The sequence below is a fragment of the Streptomyces sp. NPDC027189 genome, from assembly GCF_055566975.1.
On record NZ_JBVHRI010000013.1, the window covers coordinates 249,362 to 266,004 of the forward strand.

General features: G+C 69.8%; 13 protein-coding genes and 1 tRNA gene. 10 read left to right on the top strand and 4 right to left on the bottom strand.

The features are described from left to right. Positions 1–121 precede the first annotated feature (121 nt). Positions 122–661, top strand: coding sequence for a hypothetical protein (locus ACZ4RZ_RS29045; protein WP_467748931.1), 540 nt, complete (start codon positions 122–124; stop codon positions 659–661). 1 nt (position 662) lies between these two features. Continuing rightward, complete coding sequence (locus tag ACZ4RZ_RS29050; protein ID WP_467748932.1) at positions 663–1,325, top strand: class F sortase; 663 nt, start codon at positions 663–665, stop codon at positions 1,323–1,325. Positions 1,326–1,736: 411 nt separating this feature from the next. Here ACZ4RZ_RS29050 and ACZ4RZ_RS29055 read toward each other — a convergent pair whose 3' ends face one another. Further along, positions 1,737–2,504: a GAF and ANTAR domain-containing protein gene (locus tag ACZ4RZ_RS29055; protein WP_467748933.1), complete on the bottom strand. Its 768-nt coding sequence runs from the start codon at positions 2,502–2,504 to the stop codon at positions 1,737–1,739. Between the two features lie 165 nt (positions 2,505–2,669). Between ACZ4RZ_RS29055 and ACZ4RZ_RS29060 the strand changes: the two genes are divergently transcribed. Then, on the top strand, positions 2,670–3,689 hold the full coding sequence (locus ACZ4RZ_RS29060) for a glycoside hydrolase family 6 protein (protein WP_467748935.1): 1,020 nt from the start codon (positions 2,670–2,672) through the stop codon (positions 3,687–3,689). Positions 3,690–4,023: 334 nt separating this feature from the next. On the opposite strand, the gene glxA is transcribed toward ACZ4RZ_RS29060, so the two are convergent. The 3 genes from glxA to ACZ4RZ_RS29075 form a co-directional block, all read right to left on the bottom strand. After that, positions 4,024–5,961: a radical copper oxidase GlxA gene (glxA, locus tag ACZ4RZ_RS29065; protein WP_467748936.1), complete on the bottom strand. Its 1,938-nt coding sequence runs from the start codon at positions 5,959–5,961 to the stop codon at positions 4,024–4,026. Beyond that, complete coding sequence (locus ACZ4RZ_RS29070) at positions 5,958–7,904, bottom strand: glycosyltransferase family 2 protein (RefSeq protein ID WP_467748937.1); 1,947 nt, start codon at positions 7,902–7,904, stop codon at positions 5,958–5,960. The genes glxA and ACZ4RZ_RS29070 overlap by 4 nt, the downstream gene beginning before the upstream one ends. A gap of 407 nt (positions 7,905–8,311) precedes the next feature. Beyond that, a tRNA-Lys gene (locus tag ACZ4RZ_RS29075) sits at positions 8,312–8,385 on the bottom strand. Positions 8,386–8,571: 186 nt separating this feature from the next. Between ACZ4RZ_RS29075 and ACZ4RZ_RS29080 the strand changes: the two genes are divergently transcribed. The 7 genes from ACZ4RZ_RS29080 to ACZ4RZ_RS29110 all read left to right on the top strand — a co-directional run bounded on the left by ACZ4RZ_RS29080 (position 8,572) and on the right by ACZ4RZ_RS29110 (position 16,379). After that, the gene (locus ACZ4RZ_RS29080) at positions 8,572–9,945 is read left to right on the top strand and encodes a peptidoglycan-binding protein (RefSeq protein ID WP_467748938.1); all 1,374 of its coding nucleotides are present in this window, start codon (positions 8,572–8,574) and stop codon (positions 9,943–9,945) included. A gap of 142 nt (positions 9,946–10,087) precedes the next feature. Next, positions 10,088–11,341, top strand: a complete 1,254-nt coding sequence (locus tag ACZ4RZ_RS29085; protein WP_467748939.1) for an SPFH domain-containing protein — start codon at positions 10,088–10,090, stop codon at positions 11,339–11,341. 109 nt (positions 11,342–11,450) lie between these two features. Then, positions 11,451–12,059, top strand: coding sequence for a lytic polysaccharide monooxygenase auxiliary activity family 9 protein (locus tag ACZ4RZ_RS29090; RefSeq protein ID WP_467748941.1), 609 nt, complete (start codon positions 11,451–11,453; stop codon positions 12,057–12,059). Between the two features lie 135 nt (positions 12,060–12,194). Beyond that, entirely contained in the window at positions 12,195–12,665 is a 471-nt protein-coding gene (locus ACZ4RZ_RS29095; RefSeq protein WP_467748942.1) for a DUF3592 domain-containing protein, read from the top strand. 70 nt (positions 12,666–12,735) lie between these two features. Next, positions 12,736–14,430 (top strand): long-chain-fatty-acid--CoA ligase, encoded by a 1,695-nt coding sequence (locus tag ACZ4RZ_RS29100; RefSeq protein WP_467748944.1) that lies wholly within the window; start codon positions 12,736–12,738, stop codon positions 14,428–14,430. Between the two features lie 75 nt (positions 14,431–14,505). Further along, the gene (locus ACZ4RZ_RS29105) at positions 14,506–15,741 is read left to right on the top strand and encodes a sensor histidine kinase (protein WP_467748945.1); all 1,236 of its coding nucleotides are present in this window, start codon (positions 14,506–14,508) and stop codon (positions 15,739–15,741) included. Between the two features lie 5 nt (positions 15,742–15,746). Further along, the gene (locus tag ACZ4RZ_RS29110; RefSeq protein WP_467748995.1) at positions 15,747–16,379 is read left to right on the top strand and encodes a response regulator; all 633 of its coding nucleotides are present in this window, start codon (positions 15,747–15,749) and stop codon (positions 16,377–16,379) included. The last annotated feature ends 264 nt before the right edge of the window (positions 16,380–16,643 follow it).

A 16,643-nucleotide genomic window follows, 5' to 3' on the forward strand; every position in this document is an offset into this window, starting at 1 on the left:
GCCGATCCTCTCGGCTCGGCCGCGGCTAAACCATTCACAACTCGTACGGAGCAGTCGTGCCCCTCTGAAGATGCGCCCCGCCGCCCCGAGGGGGAGTCTCCAGGTATCTGGAGGTTTCACGATGCGCTCAATGCGACTCACTCTCTGTGCCGGGGCGGTGGTCGCGGCCGCGTGCACACCCCTCGCGTACGCGGCCGACGCGGGCGTCTCCGTGGCGCCGTCGTCCCCGGCCCCCGGCAGCGACATCCAGCTGCGCGCGACGGGCTGCACGGGCCAGGCGGGCACCGCGAAGTCGGCTGCCTTCGTGGCGGACGCGCAGCTCACCGGCCAGGGCGGCGGTGCACTCCTCGGCGAGACACGCGTGCCCACCTCGCTCACGCCCGGCACGTACGAGATCAAGGTCAGCTGCGACGGCGGCGACGGCAAGGTCAGCGGCACGGTCGTCGTCGTACCGCAAGGCGGTTCGAACACGGCCGGGCCGGCCTCGCCGGTGGCGCCCGTGCACGCGGGCGGCGGCGGCACCGCGCACTTCGCCTCCGTGGACGCCAAGGCGACCGGACCCGGCACCAAGCAGGCGGTGATCGGCCTCGTCCTCGCGAGCGTCGCCGCCGTGGCCGTGGCGGTGCGCAGCGCACGCCGGGGCCACGACAGCCGCGACTGACATGTCCGAACGGGAGCGTTCCTCCGGCACCGGGCGGCTGATCACCGGTGTCGCCTGGGTCGTGCTGCTGCTCGGGCTGTGGCTGTGGGGCCGCGAGGTGACGGACGTGCGCGGGATATCGGCGCCGACCACGGGGGACATCGCGGCCGTCGGACGGCCACCGGAGGTGCAACTGCCGCCCGCGGTGAAGCCGCTGGGCAACGCGCGGCCGCAGCGCATCGACATCCCGTCGATGGGGGTGCAGGCACCCGTCGTGGCCCGCGGGCTCGACACACGGGGCGCGATCGATCCGCCGCCGTTCGACCAGCCGGGCGTGGTCGGCTGGTACTCGGCCGGGGCGAAACCGGGGGCCGCCGGGACCGCGCTCTTCGTGGGGCACGTGGACACCGAGACGCGGCCCGCGGTCTTCTACAAGCTCAGCACGGTACGGCCGGGCGAGAGCGTCCGGGTGATCCGCGACGACGGTACGGTCGCCGAGTTCACCGTGGACGACGTCCAGGTCCTCCCGCGCGACGACTTCGACGCCCAACAGGCCTACGGAGTACGCAAGTCGGGGCGGGCCGAGCTGCGGCTCATCACCTGCGGCGGCACGTTCGACCGGGCGAGCCGCACCTATACGGCGAACGTGATCGTGTCGGCGTACCTCACAGGAACAGGCCTCTGACTCCCACCGAAAGCCGACGGCGAGCCGGATGCGAGTCCTGTGCGAGCCGTACCTGGCCCGGTCGACGGCCCGCTCCCCCCGAAACCGCCGACCGGGCTGGTCCTCGACCGCGCGCGCACGGGCTGCGGGAGTAACCCGGCGACCGGCGCGGGAGGTTCTGGGGGCCGTCTGCGATGGGCGGACGGCGTAATTGGCCGGGGGCTGGGCCCGTTTGAGGCAACTGTAGAACGGATGAGTGTTCCGGCCTAGAGGTTGTTTGACGCCAAGTCGACCATCGGTGGCTGTGTGTCATCCGTGCAGGTGGAGGGTGCCTTATTCAAGCTTTCGCGAACGCCGCGACGGGCTTTCGCGAACGCCGCGGGGGCTTTCGTGAACGCCGCGGCAGGCTGATGCGAGTACCGCGGCAGGCTCTTATGGCGATCGCGGCGCCCCGCCCCCCAGATCGTCCCGGTCCACCGAGCCTTCGATCACCCCCGTCGCGACCTCGTCCAGCGGGAGCCGGTGCCGGCGCGCGTACTGGCGCAGTGTCATGAAGGCCTGATCGACCCCCGTGCCCCAGCGCTCCGCGAGCATGCCCTTCGCCTGTTCGATGCGTACGCGGCCGGAGAGGGCCATCTGCAACTGCTCGGCCAGGGTGCGGTACTGCGCGTACACCCGGTGGTTCTGCAGCCCGACGGCGGCCGCGTCGGCGAGGACCTGGGCCAGCCGTACGCTTCCGTCCTCCTCGGGCGGCGGGTCGTACTCGGGAAGGGTGGGCACGAAGACGTTCAGCGCGCCGAGCAGCGTCTCGCGGCGGCGCAGCGGGACCGCGAAGGTCGCGGCGATGTCGTGGCGCAGCGCCCGCTCGGTGAAGTCGGGCCAGCGGGAGGCGGCATGGGCCACGCTGATCGAGACGGGCGGTACGGGCCGTCCCGTGCCGTAGCTGTCGAGGCAGGGACCGCCGTGGTACTGGACGGCCAACAGGTCGAGCGCGACCTCCTGTTGGCGACTGCTCACCGCGAGCGACACCTCCTCCCCGCCCTTGATCACCATGATCCCGGCGGCTCGTGCGCCGAGGATCTCCACGCAGTGATCGGACAGGCGTTGCAGATAGCGCTCGGCGTCGAACGTGTCGGACAGCGTGTCCGAGGCCTCCAGCAGGGCCGACGCCAGCAGCATTTCCCGGCTGCCGTGGTGCATGTCCCGTACCCCGATTCTTCTGTCCCCGTCCCCCTCGCTCAGCAGCGCCTACCCGGGGGGCCGGTGCTGTAACAGCTCTCCGACAAGGGTCGGGGCGACCTCGTGGGCGACGCGAGACGTATGTCAGGATTGAGACTTAGGACGGTGCACCCAAGGGGGAGTTGGATGTACGGCACGAGGGGGGCCGGGGCACGGGCGTCCGTTGCGGTGGCGGGGGCGGCACTGCTGCTCGCGGGGTGTTTCTCCTCCGGGGGCGACAGCGACAAGGGCGACGGTTCCGGCTCCAAGGTCACACAGCAGCCCAAGAACTCGGACCCGTTCTGGGTCAATCCGGATGGGAACGCGGCCGAGCAGGTCGCCACGTATGTGCAGGCGGGCAAGAAGGACGACGCCGAGCAGATCCGCAAGATCGCCGAGCAGCCGACCGGCGAGTGGATCGGGCCGGAGAACCCGGAACAGGAGGCGCGCGGCTTCACCGAGGCCGCCGAGAAGGCCGACCGCGCCGCGATCCTGGTCCTCTACAACATCCCGCATCGCGACTGCGGCCAGTTCTCGCAGGGAGGCGCCGCGGACGGCAACGCCTACCGGGCCTGGATCGACGGGGTCGCCAAGGGCATCGAGGACCGGCCGGCCACGGTGATCCTGGAGCCGGACGCGATCCTGCACCTGGTCAACCAGTGCACCCCGGACGAGTACCACGAGGAGCGCTACGACCTCCTCAAGGGTGCCATCGCCAAGCTCAAGGCCCTGAAGAACACCAAGGTGTACCTGGACGCGGGCAACGCGGGCTGGGGCCATCCCGACCAGATCTTCCAGCCGCTCCAGTGGGCGGGCATCGACCAGGCCGACGGTTTCTCCGTCAACGTCTCCAACTTCTACTCGACCAAGGACTCCATCGCGTACGGCAAGCAGCTGTCCGCGAAGGTGGGGAGCAAGCACTTCGTCATCGACACCAGCCGCAACGGCAACGGCCCGTACACGGGCGGCAAGGCGGACGAGAACTGGTGCAACCCGCCGGGCCGCGCGCTCGGCGAGACCCCGACGACCAAGACAGTCGATCCGCTCGTCGACGCGTATCTGTGGATCAAGCGGCCCGGCGAGTCGGACGGCACCTGCAAGGGCGGGCCGAAGGCGGGCCAGTGGTGGGCGGACTACGCGCTCAAGCTGGCCAAGGCCTCCGACTAGTGCCGTAGTCCGACCAGTGCCGTAGCGGGCAACGTACGCCCTGTTGTGAGCGATGCGCCCGGGCGACGGCCGGGGCCCGGGCCGCCGGGCCCCGGCTCGGGCGCGGACGGTAATCCCGAACTGGGTCCGCATCCGCCGTAGCTCCCACAGCGGGACGGCAGTCACCGACAGCGGCCCGCCCAGCAGGGAGCAGAACTGGGCCGCCGGCGGGCCCTCCGGCATGCCGTTGGCTGCTGTGTCGCACCGCGACATCGCGGGAGTTTAGTCAGCCGGTACATGACGGGGGGCGCCCTCCGTCGAGAAGGGCGCCCCCCGTCACGTAACTCTCGCTGAATCAGGGCACCTTGACCCACTGCGCCTTGCTGGGCGTCCCCTGATCGTCCGTCACGAACAGCATGTACCAGCCGGATTCGACGAGGTTGCGGTTCTTCGGCACGGTCACCGTGATCCCGTTCTTCGTCTTCTGGAAGTCCAGGGCGATGGACCGCTGGTCCACGTCGGTGACGTGGGTGGACGCGCTCGGCCGGATCAGCCGGGCCGTCTTGATGGACGAGGCGTGCTGCGAGGTGAACGTCGCCGAGGCGCCGCGGGCGATCGTCTTCGGGCCGCCGGAGAGCGAGGGCCGCGAGTCGCGGAAGAGGTACGGCGGCGTGTAGATCTCGATGCGCTGCTCGAACGTGGCGGGCTTGGTGTTGGCCTTGTCCGCGTAGAGCGAGTTGGAGCCGAAGAACACCACGCGGCCGTCGGGCAGCAGGATCGAGCCCGAGTGGTAGTTGCGGCCCACCAGCGGGTCCGCGACCCGGTCGAAGGTGTTCGACGTGGGGTTGTAGATCCGCGCCTGGAGGATGTTGGAGTCGCTGCGCCCGCGGTAGTCCTCGGAGCCGCCGGACACCAGCACGGTGTCGTCGGGCAGGATCGAGGACTGCGGATAGCGGGTGCCCTTCTCCAGCTCGGGCCCGTCGACGAACTTCGGGTTCTTGGCCTTGAGGTCGATCAGCCGGGTCTTCTTGCTGGACAGCTTGGACTCGCCGACCCCGCCGCCGCCGATCACCATGTACTTCTCGTCCTGCGCGGGCGGCAGCAGCACGGTGCCGGAGGTCTCCATCATGTTCGGGTCGCTGAGGCCCTTGAGCTTGGTGAACTTGTTGGTGCCCAGGTCCCAGACGCCGGGGTCGCGGCCCACGTCGTCGGGGCCGTAGCCCGCGTTCGAGCCCGAGTAGAAGAGCTTGCCGTTCTGCATCAGGGAGATCGCCGGATAGGTCGGGAACTGCCGGATGCCCTTGGTGTAGGTCCACTTCTTGGTCTTCGGGTCGAAGACCTCGTTCTTGCCCGGGACCAGCTGGCCGATCTCGTCGAGTCCGGAGAGGCTGAGAACCTTGCCGTCCGACAGGGTGGTCAGCGTCGGGTACCAGCGGGCCTCGTTCATCGGGTCGACCTTGATGTACCTCTCGGCGACCGGATCGAACTCGTACGCGTCCCGGATTCCCTGGAAGTCCTTCTTGTCCAGGGCGAGCTTCTGCGCGATGCCGTACGTGTTGCGGGCGTCCGCGCCCGTCAGGCCCTGGATGCGGTAGTTGTCCTGGGTGCCCGTCTCGTACTTCTGGCCGCTCTTCTGCGCCTCGACGTAGATACGCCCGAGACCCGGGTCGTTGCGCAGGAACTTGCCGGTCGCCTTGTCGAAGACCTTCTTGGCACGCGGTACGAGCACCGGGTCCTTGGAGACGAACGTCTTGCCGTCCTTCTTGCCGGTGAACTTGGTGCCCGCGGGCAATGTGATCGGCTTGTCCGGGTTCTCGTTGTGGACCACCATCAGGCCGCCGGCCTTGGTGACATCACCCTTCAGCGTCTCGTACCGCTTGGTGCCACCGGCGATCAGCAGATTGCCGTTGGCGAGCTGGGTGTGGCCGGTGCAGAACAGGTCGGCCGGCGTCGGGATCTTCTTGATGGTGCCCTTGACCGGGTCCCAGATCCGCGTGTCGAACTTCTTCGCGTCGAAGTTGTCCTGATTGTTGCCCGAGCCCGCGATCAGCAGGATCTTGCCGGTGTGCAGCAGGGCCGCGTGGATCGTGTTCAGCCGGTACTGCTGGGGGAAATTGATGATGTCCCAGTGACCGTTGGCGGCTTTGTACTCCGGCTTGTTGATCGTGTACTGGTGGTACTTGTCCGTCCCGAAGCGATACAGCCACGGCCCGTTCATCCCGGCCAACGCGAGCACCACCACCCCGGTTATCCCGAGGCGGCGGGCGCGGCGGCGGCGGGCACCGTCTTTCATTTCTTACTTCCCCCAAGGGTGATCTGCATCGTCTGGTCGTTCCCGCCGGTCGCGGCCCAGGTGGGCTTGTGCTGCGGCGAATGCGGGGCGTGCTGTTCCTGCTGCGGCACGGAGGCCTGGGGAGGAACGGTTACGGCTTCGGGCGGCGCCGGGGGCTTCTTCCGCTCCTGGCGCATCGCCCAGCGCCAGGCGAAGATCGGCGAGGCGGTGATCAGCAGGGCGAAGGTGGCCCAGGTGATCATCGCGGGGTGGGAGTGCCCGAGCATGACGCCGGCGACGATGGAGCCGGCGAAGACCAGAATGAAGAACAGGTGGATCCGGAAGGTCCCGAACAGCGTGTCGGGGCTCGCCGAGTCACCCTTGGGTGTCACCACGAACTTGCTCTTGCGGCGCAGCACGGCGTCCAGGAGGGACCGCGCGTAGATGGGCGCGGAGAGCGCCGACATCACCATGCCGGCCACGCCGCCCGAGCCCTCGGGCTCGTGCGGGGAGACGTTGTGGCGGCGGTTCCAGATGTACAGGCCGATCTGCAGCGCGGACGCGTTGCCGTACAGCATCAGCCAGACCGTCGGGTCGATGTTCACACCCGAGGCGCCCAGGCCCAGGAACAGCGCACAACTCAGCGCGGCCAGAATCCAGTTGAGGGCCGACATCGGGTAGAAGATGATCATCATCGTGTAGTTGAAGAGCTTGCTCGGCGGCAGCGAGTAGAAGCCCTTCCAGTACTGCTTGAGGATCGTCTCGTACGTGCCCCTGGACCAGCGCAGCTGCTGGGTGAAGAAGTCCGTCCAGGCGTTCGGGCCCTCGCCGACCGCGAGCACGTCCGGGGTGTAGACCGAGCGCCACTTCTTGCCCGTGGCGGGGTTCTTGTGGCGGTGGATCTCGAAGCCGGTCGCCATGTCCTCGGTGATCGAGTCGTACAGACCGCCGATCTGCTTCAGCGCCTTGATGCGTACGGCGTTGGAGGTGCCCACGAACATCGGCGCGCCGTAGGCGTTGCCGGCCCGCTGGATCAGCGCGTGGAAGAGGAACTGCTGGGACTCGGCGGCCTTGGTGATGGGGTTGTCGTAGTTGCCGTACACCTGCGGGCCGATGACGAAGCCGACGTCCGGGTCGCGGAAGAAGCCGAGCATCCGCTCCAGATAGTTGGGCAGCGGCACATGGTCGGTGTCGACCGAGGCGAAGTAGTCGTATTCGTCGCCGTGCGCTTCCAGCCAGGCGTTGTAGTTGCCGTGCTTGGTCTTGGCGCGGTGCGGGCCTTTGGCCTGGTTCCACTTCGCGATGCCCTTGCGGGAGAAGTGGTGCACCCCCAGGCGCGCGCACACTTCCTTCACCTCGGGATCGTCGCCCTCGTCGAGGAGCCAGATGTGCAGAAGGCCCCGGTGGCGCAGCTTGACGGCCGCCTCCAGGGTCTTCGTCACCATGGCGAGGGGCTCCTTGCCGGGCACGAAGGAGGTGAGGAAGGCGACTCTGGTGCCGGTCTCGGGCACCACCGGGATGGGGTCGCGGGCGACCAGGGTGGCGTGCGCGTTCGACAGCACGTTCATGCAGCGGAAGAACTCGATCAGGCCGATCGAGACCAGCATCACGATGTCGAGGGCCGGCAGGAAGTCGTAGGCCGGATAGTCGCGTTCGGTCCAGTGCTCGGGCTGGAGCAGCCAGCCGAGCAGGATCAGCGAGAGCAGCGGCGCGGCGCCCAGCATGAGCGCGGCCCTTATGCGGTGCGGCTCCTGCGACAGCAGCGAGCGGTACTGCACCTTGTACGGCTTGCTCGGGTCGGGCTGTGTGAGGGGGCCCGCGAGCCGGCTGTAGTGCTCGTAGTCGTATCTCGGAAGCGACTTCTTGATCCTGCGGAAGCCGCCCGTCCGGTGCGATGGCACCCTGAGCTGGGTCGTCTCAGACGGGTCGAAGTTCTGCCGGGCGCCCGTCGGCGTCGACGTCATGAGTCATCCCCCCGCACGCACGGTCAGGTGCGTGTTCGTCGGTTCCTGTCGCCCGCTCGGGTCCCCCTCGACCGTCACAGGCGCATCACTGGCAGGCCAGCGTCACCACATCATCTACACCTTATAGACATGGAACGACGGCCTTCCGGTTGCATGATGCCCCCCTCGGCATCTGTTCATGAACGGGGCCCCCAACCCCCCATGTCCGCAACCGGCCGTGCCCCCAACTGTCATGTATCGACAGTCCCTTGAAGCCCAGGGTTCTACGCCGTTCATCATGATCGCAAGATGCGAAACGCGGTGTTAACCGGTCATACGCGCTCATTGGGACGCGTGTACGGGGCTGGGATCGGCGGGCGCGTACGGCGATGGGGGCCCTCGCAGCTGCGAGGGCCCCCATCGGTCGGTGCGCCGCCAGGGACTCGAACCCCGGACCCGCTGATTAAGAGTCAGCTGCTCTAACCAACTGAGCTAGCGGCGCCTGCTGACCCGGGAACTCTACCCGACCCGGGCGGGGTGCTCCGGACCAGCGGGGAGGGCTCCGGGCCAGGTCGGAGGGGTCCTGTACATCATTCGGACCGTCAACATGCGACACCGGAGGACAGTTGAGAAACTGGCGACTGTGCAGAACTGCGGACATTTCCACCTGGAGTGTGAGGGGATTCGCATGGCGGCTCCGGTATTCGAGGAATTCGATCCCGCGAGCGACTGTGACTGCCCCGGATGCGTTCACTGGCGACGCGTCATGCCGTATTCCTCGCTTTCGGGGCCCTTGGGCCATCCGGCGGCCCGCAAGGCGCTCGTCCTCGCCGCCGCGGCGGGCACCGTCCTCGGTGTGGGCCAGTCGGCACCGGCCGTCGCGGTCGCGCACGGGCCCGCCCGGCCGGGCATTCCCGCAGGTGACGAGCCCGACACCCCGCAGGGCGGCAAGGCCCCGCTGCACGGGCCGGCCGGCAAACCGGCAAAGCCGGGAAAGCCCTCGACCGTGGCGAAGGTGCCCACGACGACCCGGGCTGAGATCATCAACCGGGCCAAGAAGTGGGTCGCCGCGCAGGTGCCGTACAACATGTACGCGTACCGGCCGGACGGGTACCGGCAGGACTGCTCCGGCTTTGTCTCGATGGCCTGGGGCCTGCCGGGAAACGAATGGACGGGCAGCCTGGGCACCTTCGGCGTGCGGATTTCCCGCGACCAGCTGCAGCCCGGCGACATTCTCCTCTTTCACAATCCCGCCGATCCCGAGAAGGGCTCGCACGTCGTCCTTTTCGGCGGCTGGACGGACTACACGCACAGCTATTACCTCGCGTACGAGCAGACCCGCCCGCACACCCGGAAACAGGCCACCCCGTACGCGTACTGGAGCAACTCCGACCGCTATGTGGCCTATCGCTACAAGGGGCTGACCGATGGTGCGAGCGGCGCGAGCGCGTCCTCGTCGGACGCCAGGAGCACCCGCTATCCGGGGGACGCGTACTTCGGTCCCGGCGCGAACAACGCCCACGTCACCCAGCTGGGCCGCCTCCTCGTGGAGCGGGGCGCGGGGCGCTTCTACACCACGGGCCCCGGACCGCGCTGGTCGGACGCGGACCGGCAGGCCACCCGGGCGTTCCAGCGGGCGCAGGGCTGGGCCGGAGCGGACGCGGACGGGACGCCGGGGCCCGAGACGTGGTCGTACCTGGTGGGAAAGAAAGGCAAGGACATTCCGGGTGCGGCGACGGGTGACCCCGGGATCGAGGGGTCTCCCGGGGCGAAGGGTTCCGCGGAGGGCTCCACGGATACGTCGGGCGCCTCCTCGCACGGGGTGCCCGGCTATCCGGGGCGCGCGATGTTCCGGCCGGGCGCGCACAACACGTACGTCACCCGGCTCGGAAAGCAGCTGGTCAAGAAGGGGTTCGGCAAGTACTACACAACGGGTCCCGGACCGCGCTGGGACGAGGCGGACCGGCGCAACGTCGAGGCGTTCCAGCGCTCCCAGGGCTGGCGCGGCGGCGCGGCGGACGGTTATCCGGGGCCGGAGACATGGCGGCGGCTCTTCTCCTGAGCACCGATTCGAGTTCGTGCGAAATCCCGGGTTCCGGGCGATATCCCGAACTCGGGCGAGATTCCGAACTCGGTGCCATCGCGCGTTCGGGCGACATCCGAGTTCTTACGAAACTTCCAGGCGCGGAGGCATGGAGGCACGTATGAGTACGACGACTTCACACACCCCGGAGTCCGAAGGGGCAGAGGCGGGGCCGGACGCATCGGCAGTGGCACCGGTATCGGCGCCTGTATCGGCAGCGGCAGCCGCCGCAGCGGCACCGGTATCGGCATCTGCGTCGGCGTCGGAGGGCGGCGGTACACGGTCCGCACGGCTCATCCAGAACGAGGCGACCACCGAGATCCCCGTCCACCTGCTCTTCCGTGACGACCCCGAGCCGGTCTCGGTGCCCCTCGCGCCCGCGGTCGTGGGCCGGCGGCGCGGCACCGGCGAGCAGCCGCGGATCCGGCGGCCCGCACCCGGCAGGGCCCCGCGCCCGGTCCCGGAGGTCGACCCCGAACTGGTCGAGCGCCCCGCCCGGGTGTTGCCTGGAGTGACGGGAGTGCTGGCCGGGGCCTGTGGTGTGGCCGGATGTGTGCTCACCTCGTGGTGGACGGGCGCGCTGCCACCGCCCGTGCTGCACGCGCTGGAGCTTCCGCGATACGCCGGCGCCGGGCTCGGACCCGCGCAGTGGGCCGCGTACGCCGGGGCCGGGGCGCTCGGCCTGTTCGGCTTCGGCGGGCTGGCCCGCGGCCAGTCCGGGCGGGCATGGGTGCTGGGCCTGTTCGGGCGCTACCGCGGCACGGTCCGGCGCACCGGACTGATGTGGGTCAACCCGCTGGTGCTGCGCCGCCGTGTCGACGTCCGGCTGCGGCACTGGCGCAGCGAGCCGATGTCCGTGGTCGACGCGAACGGGGTCGCGCTGCGGGTGGTCGTGCTCGTCGTCTGGCGCGTGAAGGACACCGCGCGCGCCACGCTCGGGGTCGAGGACCACCAGACGTATCTGCGCGAGTGTGTGGAGGCGGCACTCTCCCGGGTGCTCTCCCAGCTCCCTGCCGAGGTGCCGCCGGCCGTCGTCAAGGACGTGACCCTGCGCAACACGGACGCGGTCGGCGAGGCGCTGACCCGGCTGATCGCCGCCGACACGGCACCCGTCGGGCTTCAGGTGTTCTCGGCCCAGCCGACCCGGATCGAGTACGCGCCCGAGGTGGCCGCCGTGATGCAGCGGCGCCGGATCGCGGCGCTGGACGCCCAGCACCGCGACACCGTGCTCACTTCCGTCGTCGACTCGGTCGAGGACGCGGTGACCCGGCTGACCATGCGGGGGCTGGTCGAACTCGACGACTACGAGCGCAAGGCGTTGGTGAAGGACCTGACGGTGGCCTTCTACACGGGGCGCAGGGAAAGCTCACCGTGATTGGTATGGACATGTTCAACTAACGGCAATAATCTGGGACTTGGTCTAGACCTGAACGTCGCGCGCACAGCTCACGAGAACTTCCCCCACGTCCTCCAGGAGCGGCAGCATGCGCAAAGCCAAGTTCTACGCGGCCGCGCTCGGCCTCGCCACCGCGGGCACCTTCGTGCTCTCGACCGGCGGTGCCAGCGCTCATGGCTACACCGACCAGCCCCTCAGCCGGCAGAAGATGTGCGCCGCCAACGGCGGCACCGTCGCCAACTGCGGTGACATCCAGTGGGAGCCCCAGAGCGTCGAGGGCCCGAAGGGCTTCCCCGCGGCCGGTCCCGCCGACGGCCGGATCTGTTCCGCGAACCACACCAACTTCAGCCAGCTCGACCAGCCCAAGACTCCCGCGGGCACGGCCTGGCCGACGACCAAGGTCACCAGCGGCCAGAGTTACAGCTTCCGCTGGCAGTTCACGGCCGTGCACGCCACGACCGACTTCAAGTACTTCATCACCAAGACCGGCTGGAACCAGAACCACGCGCTGACCCGCGCGGACCTGGAGACCACCCCGTTCCTGACGGTCCCCTACAACGGACAGCGCCCCCCGTCCACGTTCTCGCACACCGGCTCGCTGCCGACCGGCAAGAGCGGGCACCACATCATCCTCGGCGTGTGGACGATCGCGGACACCGCCAACGCGTTCTACTCGTGCGCGGACGTCACGTTCTGACGGCGCCTGATTTCTGAGGATCCCTTGAGGCGCGGCCCCGGTACCCGCGGGTATGTTCCCTGCACGTCGACATGACCATGACGGCGTGCAGGGAGCGGTAGCGAACACGCGAGTACGCGAACATGGGGGAATGTCATGGACGTCTTCTTCTACGCCATACCAGGACTGATCATGGCCGTGGTGCTCCTCGCGGCGGCCAAGGTGATCCGCCGCTCGCTGGAGCTCAGGCGTGCCTGGAACAGCGGACTGACCGCCGAGGCGCGCTGCCTGCGCTCGTACACGACGACCAGCGGCGGCGGTGGCGACAGCTCCGTGACCACGACGCTGCACCACGTCTACGAGTTCATGACGCGCGAGGGCCGTACGGTCCGCTTCGAGGAGGGGAACGGCCCCTCGACCGTCGTCGAGGGCGACATCGTCACCGTGCACTACGCGGCCGAGCGCCCCGAGAAGGCCACGGCCCACGCGCCGAGCCCGGTCAAGTCCGCCGTGGGCACGGTCGGCATGCTGGTGTTCTTCGGCGTGGTCGTCGCCTTCTGTGTCGGCTTCATGGTCACGTACCACCAGATGTCGGCGCTGAGCGACGGGTTCTTCGGCGGGATCTAGGCGGTACGGAGGGTATGGGCGCCGCTGTACCCCTCCTCATCTGACGGTATGTCAATTATGGTGCGCCCCCATGGGGACCATGAGGCGTACCGTCGCGGAGCTAGTGCGGGAACGGTGGGACGACCACCGCCCGGGGCTGTGGTTCGAGGGGCGGGTCCTGAGCCACCACCGGGTGGCGGCGGGCGCGGCGGCGCGAGCGGCGCTGCTCGCCGAGCTGCTGCCGCCCGGCGCCGAACCGCACCTCGGGGTGCTGCTCGACAACACCCCCGAGTATCCGATGTGGTTGAGCGCGGCCGCCCTCGCCGGAGCCGCCGTCGCCGGGATCAATCCGACCCGGCGCGGCCCCGAACTGGCCCGCGACATCCTGCACACCGAGTGCCGCGTGCTGATCACCGAGCGGGCCCACCTGCCCCTCCTGGACGGCCTCGAACTCCCCGGTGTACGCGTCCTGGTGACCGACACGGACGCGTACGCCGACCTCCTCGCGTCGTACGAGGGCGCGAAGCCGGACGCTTCTGGGGCGACCCCCGACGACCGTCTCCTCCTCTACTTCACCTCCGGCTCGACGGGTGCTCCCAAGGCCGCGATCTGCACCCAGGGCAGGCTCGCCGCCGCCGGGCAGTCGCTCGTCGACCACTTCGGGGTGCGCCCGGACGACACGCACTACATCTGCATGCCGATGTTCCACGGCAACGCGGTGATCGCCGACTGGGCGCCCGCGCTGGCGGCGGGCGCGACGGTCGCGCTGCGGCGGCGGTTCTCGGCGTCGGGGTTCCTCGCCGATGTACGGGCCTGCGGGGCCACGTACTTCACCTATGTGGGCCGTGCCGTGCAGTACCTGCTGGCCACGCCCGCCCGCCCCGACGACCGCGACAATCCGCTGCGGATGGGCTTCGGCACGGAGGCCGGCGCGGTCGACGCGGCCGCCTTCGAGGAGCGCTTCGGGGTGCGCCTCGTGGAGGGGTACGGCTCCACGGAGGGTGGCGCGGCCATCCAGCGGGTGCCCGGCACCCCGGCCGGGGCGATCGGGCGGGCGGCGCCCGGCGACGACCTCGCGGTGGTCGACCCGGCCACCCGGCGCGAGTGTCCGCCCGCCGCCTTCGGCGAGGACGGGCGGCTGCTCAACGGAGCTGATTCGATAGGGGAGTTGGTGAACCGGGGCCCCAACCCCTTCGAGGGCTACTGGCGCAACCCGGCCGCCGATGCCGCCCGGCGGCGATGGGGGTCCCCCCGCTCGAGCGAAGCCGAGAGTGGGGGAGGCTGGTACTGGACCGGCGACCTCTTCTACCGCGACGCCGACGGCTTCCTCTACTTCGCCGGACGCACCGACGACCGGCTCCGCGTCGACAGCGAGAACCTCGCCGCCGCGATGATCGAGAACATCCTCGCCCGGTACGCGGACGCCGCCGCCGTGGCGGTGTACGCGGTGCCGGATCCGGTGGCCGGAGACTTGGTGATGGCGACGGTGGCCCTGAGGGCGGGCGTCTCCTTCGATCCGCTGGACTTCGGTGAATTCCTCCTCTCCCAGCCGGACTTGGGCACCAAGATGGCGCCCCGATTCGTGCGGATCGTGGAGCGGATGCCCGTCACCGCCACCAACAAGATCCATCGGGTGGGGCTGAGGCGGGAGGGTTTCCGGTGCGCGGATCCGGTGTGGTGGCGGCCGCCGGGGGAGTGCGCGTACCGGAGGCTGGTGGAGGCGGACGTCGCGGGGCTGATGGCCGAGTACCGGGCGCGGGGTCGCGAGGAGTTGCTGACCCGATAGGTAGGGCTGGGCCCACCCCCGGTACACCCGCTGCTCGTATGGTCCGTGTCGCCGGGCGCCGCCTACCGTGGCCGCATGATCCGCAGGAATCCGGTACGCCCGGTCGGGTATCTCGTCGGCGGCGTACTCGTCGGTGTCCCGCTGCTCGTCGGGCTGCTGGTGCTCGGCGTCGTCGGCGCCGCGCTGACACCCGTGCTCGTCGGGCTGCCACTGCTGGCGCTGCTCGCGCTGACGGGCGTGCCCGTGGGGGTGGTGGAGCGGTGGCGGCTGCGGCTCGTGGACCCGGCACCGGGGACCGGCCCCGCCACAAGTCCGGGGAACCCCCATCGCACGCCGGAAGAGCCGGGGCTCGCCGCCTGGGTCAGGCTCCGGTTCACCGAGCAGGCGACCTGGCGCGAGCTCGCGTACGCCGTCCTGCTGGCGTTCGTGCTGTGGCCGCTGGACCTGCTGGTGCTGGCGGGGGCGCTGGGCGTGCCGGGCGCGATGCTGGGGGCGCCCGTGCAGCTGGCCGTCTCCGGCGGCGACACCCGGATCGCCAAGCTGTGGCTGATCGACGCGTACGGGCAGGCGTTCCTGTGCGCGGCGGGCGGGCTCGTCCTGCTCCTCGTCCTCCTGTGGCCGCTCGCCCTGTACGCCCGTGCCCGCGCCGCACTCGCCCGGCTGCTCCTCGCCCCGCGCGAGCCCGAACAGCGGCTCGCCGAGGTGACGAAGTCCCGGGCCCGTCTGGTGGCCGCCTTCGAGGCCGAGCGGCGGCGGATCGAACGCGATCTGCACGACGGGGCGCAGCAGCGGCTGGTGGCGCTGAGCATGACGCTGGGGCTCGCGCGTCTGGACGCGCCGCCCGAACTGGCGGAGCGGCTCGCGGCCGCGCACCAGGAGGCGGACCAAGTCCTCGGTGAGCTACGCGAGTTGATTCACGGCATCCATCCGCAGGTGCTCGCCGACTACGGCCTCGGGGACGCGATCGCCGACGCCGCCGACCGGTCCGCCGTACCCGTGGAGGTGGACCAGACCCTGAGCGAGCTGCCGCGGTTCGCCGAAGCCGTCGAGTCCGCCGCGTACTTCGCGGTGCGGGAGGCACTCGCGAACGTGGGCAGGCACAGTGGGGCGGGGCGGGCGTGGATCAGCGGGCGGTACGGCGAGGACCGGCTGCGGATCGAGGTGCGGGACGACGGGAGTGGAGGAGCCGACCCGGGGCGGGGGTCGGGGCTCACCGGTCTCGCCGACCGGCTGGCGGTCCTCGATGGGACACTGACCGTCGACAGCCCGCCCGGCGGTCCGACCGTGCTGCGTATGGAGATCCCTTGCTGAGAGTCGTGCTCGCCGAGGACAGCGTGCTGCTGCGTGAGGGGCTGGTGGGGCTGCTGGCCCGTTTCGGGCACGAGGTCGTGGCGGCGGTCGGCGACGCGGCGGCGCTCACGGAAGCCGTGTCCGCGCACGCGCCCGACCTGGTCGTCACCGACGTACGGATGCCGCCCGGCTTCCAGGACGAGGGACTGCGTGCGGCCCTCGCCCTGCGGACCGCGGATCCGCGCCTGCCGGTGCTCGTCCTCAGCCAGTACGTCCAGCGGGCGTACGCAGCCGAACTCCTCGACACCGGGGACGGCACCGGCGTCGGGTATCTCCTCAAGGACCGTGTCGGACAGGTCGAGCAGTTCGCGGAGGCGGTGCAGCGGGTGGCCGTGGGCGGGACGGTCGTGGACCCCGAGGTCGTACGGCAGTTGCTGCGCCGTCGGCGTGACCCGCTGGAGGCGCTGACGCCGCGCGAGCGCGAGGTCCTCGGCCTGGTGGCGGAGGGAAAGTCCAACGGTGCGATCGCCCGCCAACTGGTCGTCACCGAGGCGGCCGTCGGCAAGCACATCGGAAACATCCTGGGCAAACTGGACCTTCCTCCGGCCGAGGACACCCACCGGCGGGTGCTGGCCGTGCTGGCCTATCTGCGGAGCTAGTTGAGGTCTTTCGAAAGACGGCAAGGGGTCTCGGAAGAGCTCTGTCGAAGGACATGAAGGAGAGGAATTCCTCCCGCTCCTCGGGGGGAGGATGGACCCGGACACCTGTGTCGAGGGAAGAGGGAACATGCGGCGCCTGATCCGGGTCACAGACATCGAAGCCGTCGACGGTGATGCGGTGTGGGGTCGTACGGCCCCCCGGGGACGGCTCGTGGTGCGTTGCCCGTGACGGCCGACGGGCGCTATCGCGTCCTGGTCGCCGGA

Bases quoted from the DNA above. Each gene is read 5' to 3' on its own strand.
- ACZ4RZ_RS29100 (WP_467748944.1), top strand. From the start codon at position 12,736: ATGGGGACCATGAGGCGTACCGTCGCGGAGCTAGTGCGGGAACGGTGG.
- ACZ4RZ_RS29080 (WP_467748938.1), top strand. From the start codon at position 8,572: ATGGCGGCTCCGGTATTCGAGGAATTCGATCCCGCGAGCGACTGTGAC.
- ACZ4RZ_RS29055 (WP_467748933.1), bottom strand. From the start codon at position 2,504: ATGCACCACGGCAGCCGGGAAATGCTGCTGGCGTCGGCCCTGCTGGAG.
- ACZ4RZ_RS29060 (WP_467748935.1), top strand. From the start codon at position 2,670: ATGTACGGCACGAGGGGGGCCGGGGCACGGGCGTCCGTTGCGGTGGCG.
- glxA (WP_467748936.1), bottom strand. From the start codon at position 5,961: ATGAAAGACGGTGCCCGCCGCCGCCGCGCCCGCCGCCTCGGGATAACC.
- ACZ4RZ_RS29090 (WP_467748941.1), top strand. From the start codon at position 11,451: ATGCGCAAAGCCAAGTTCTACGCGGCCGCGCTCGGCCTCGCCACCGCG.
- ACZ4RZ_RS29045 (WP_467748931.1), top strand. From the start codon at position 122: ATGCGCTCAATGCGACTCACTCTCTGTGCCGGGGCGGTGGTCGCGGCC.
- ACZ4RZ_RS29085 (WP_467748939.1), top strand. From the start codon at position 10,088: ATGAGTACGACGACTTCACACACCCCGGAGTCCGAAGGGGCAGAGGCG.
- ACZ4RZ_RS29050 (WP_467748932.1), top strand. From the start codon at position 663: ATGTCCGAACGGGAGCGTTCCTCCGGCACCGGGCGGCTGATCACCGGT.
- ACZ4RZ_RS29105 (WP_467748945.1), top strand. From the start codon at position 14,506: ATGATCCGCAGGAATCCGGTACGCCCGGTCGGGTATCTCGTCGGCGGC.
- ACZ4RZ_RS29070 (WP_467748937.1), bottom strand. From the start codon at position 7,904: ATGACGTCGACGCCGACGGGCGCCCGGCAGAACTTCGACCCGTCTGAG.
- ACZ4RZ_RS29095 (WP_467748942.1), top strand. From the start codon at position 12,195: ATGGACGTCTTCTTCTACGCCATACCAGGACTGATCATGGCCGTGGTG.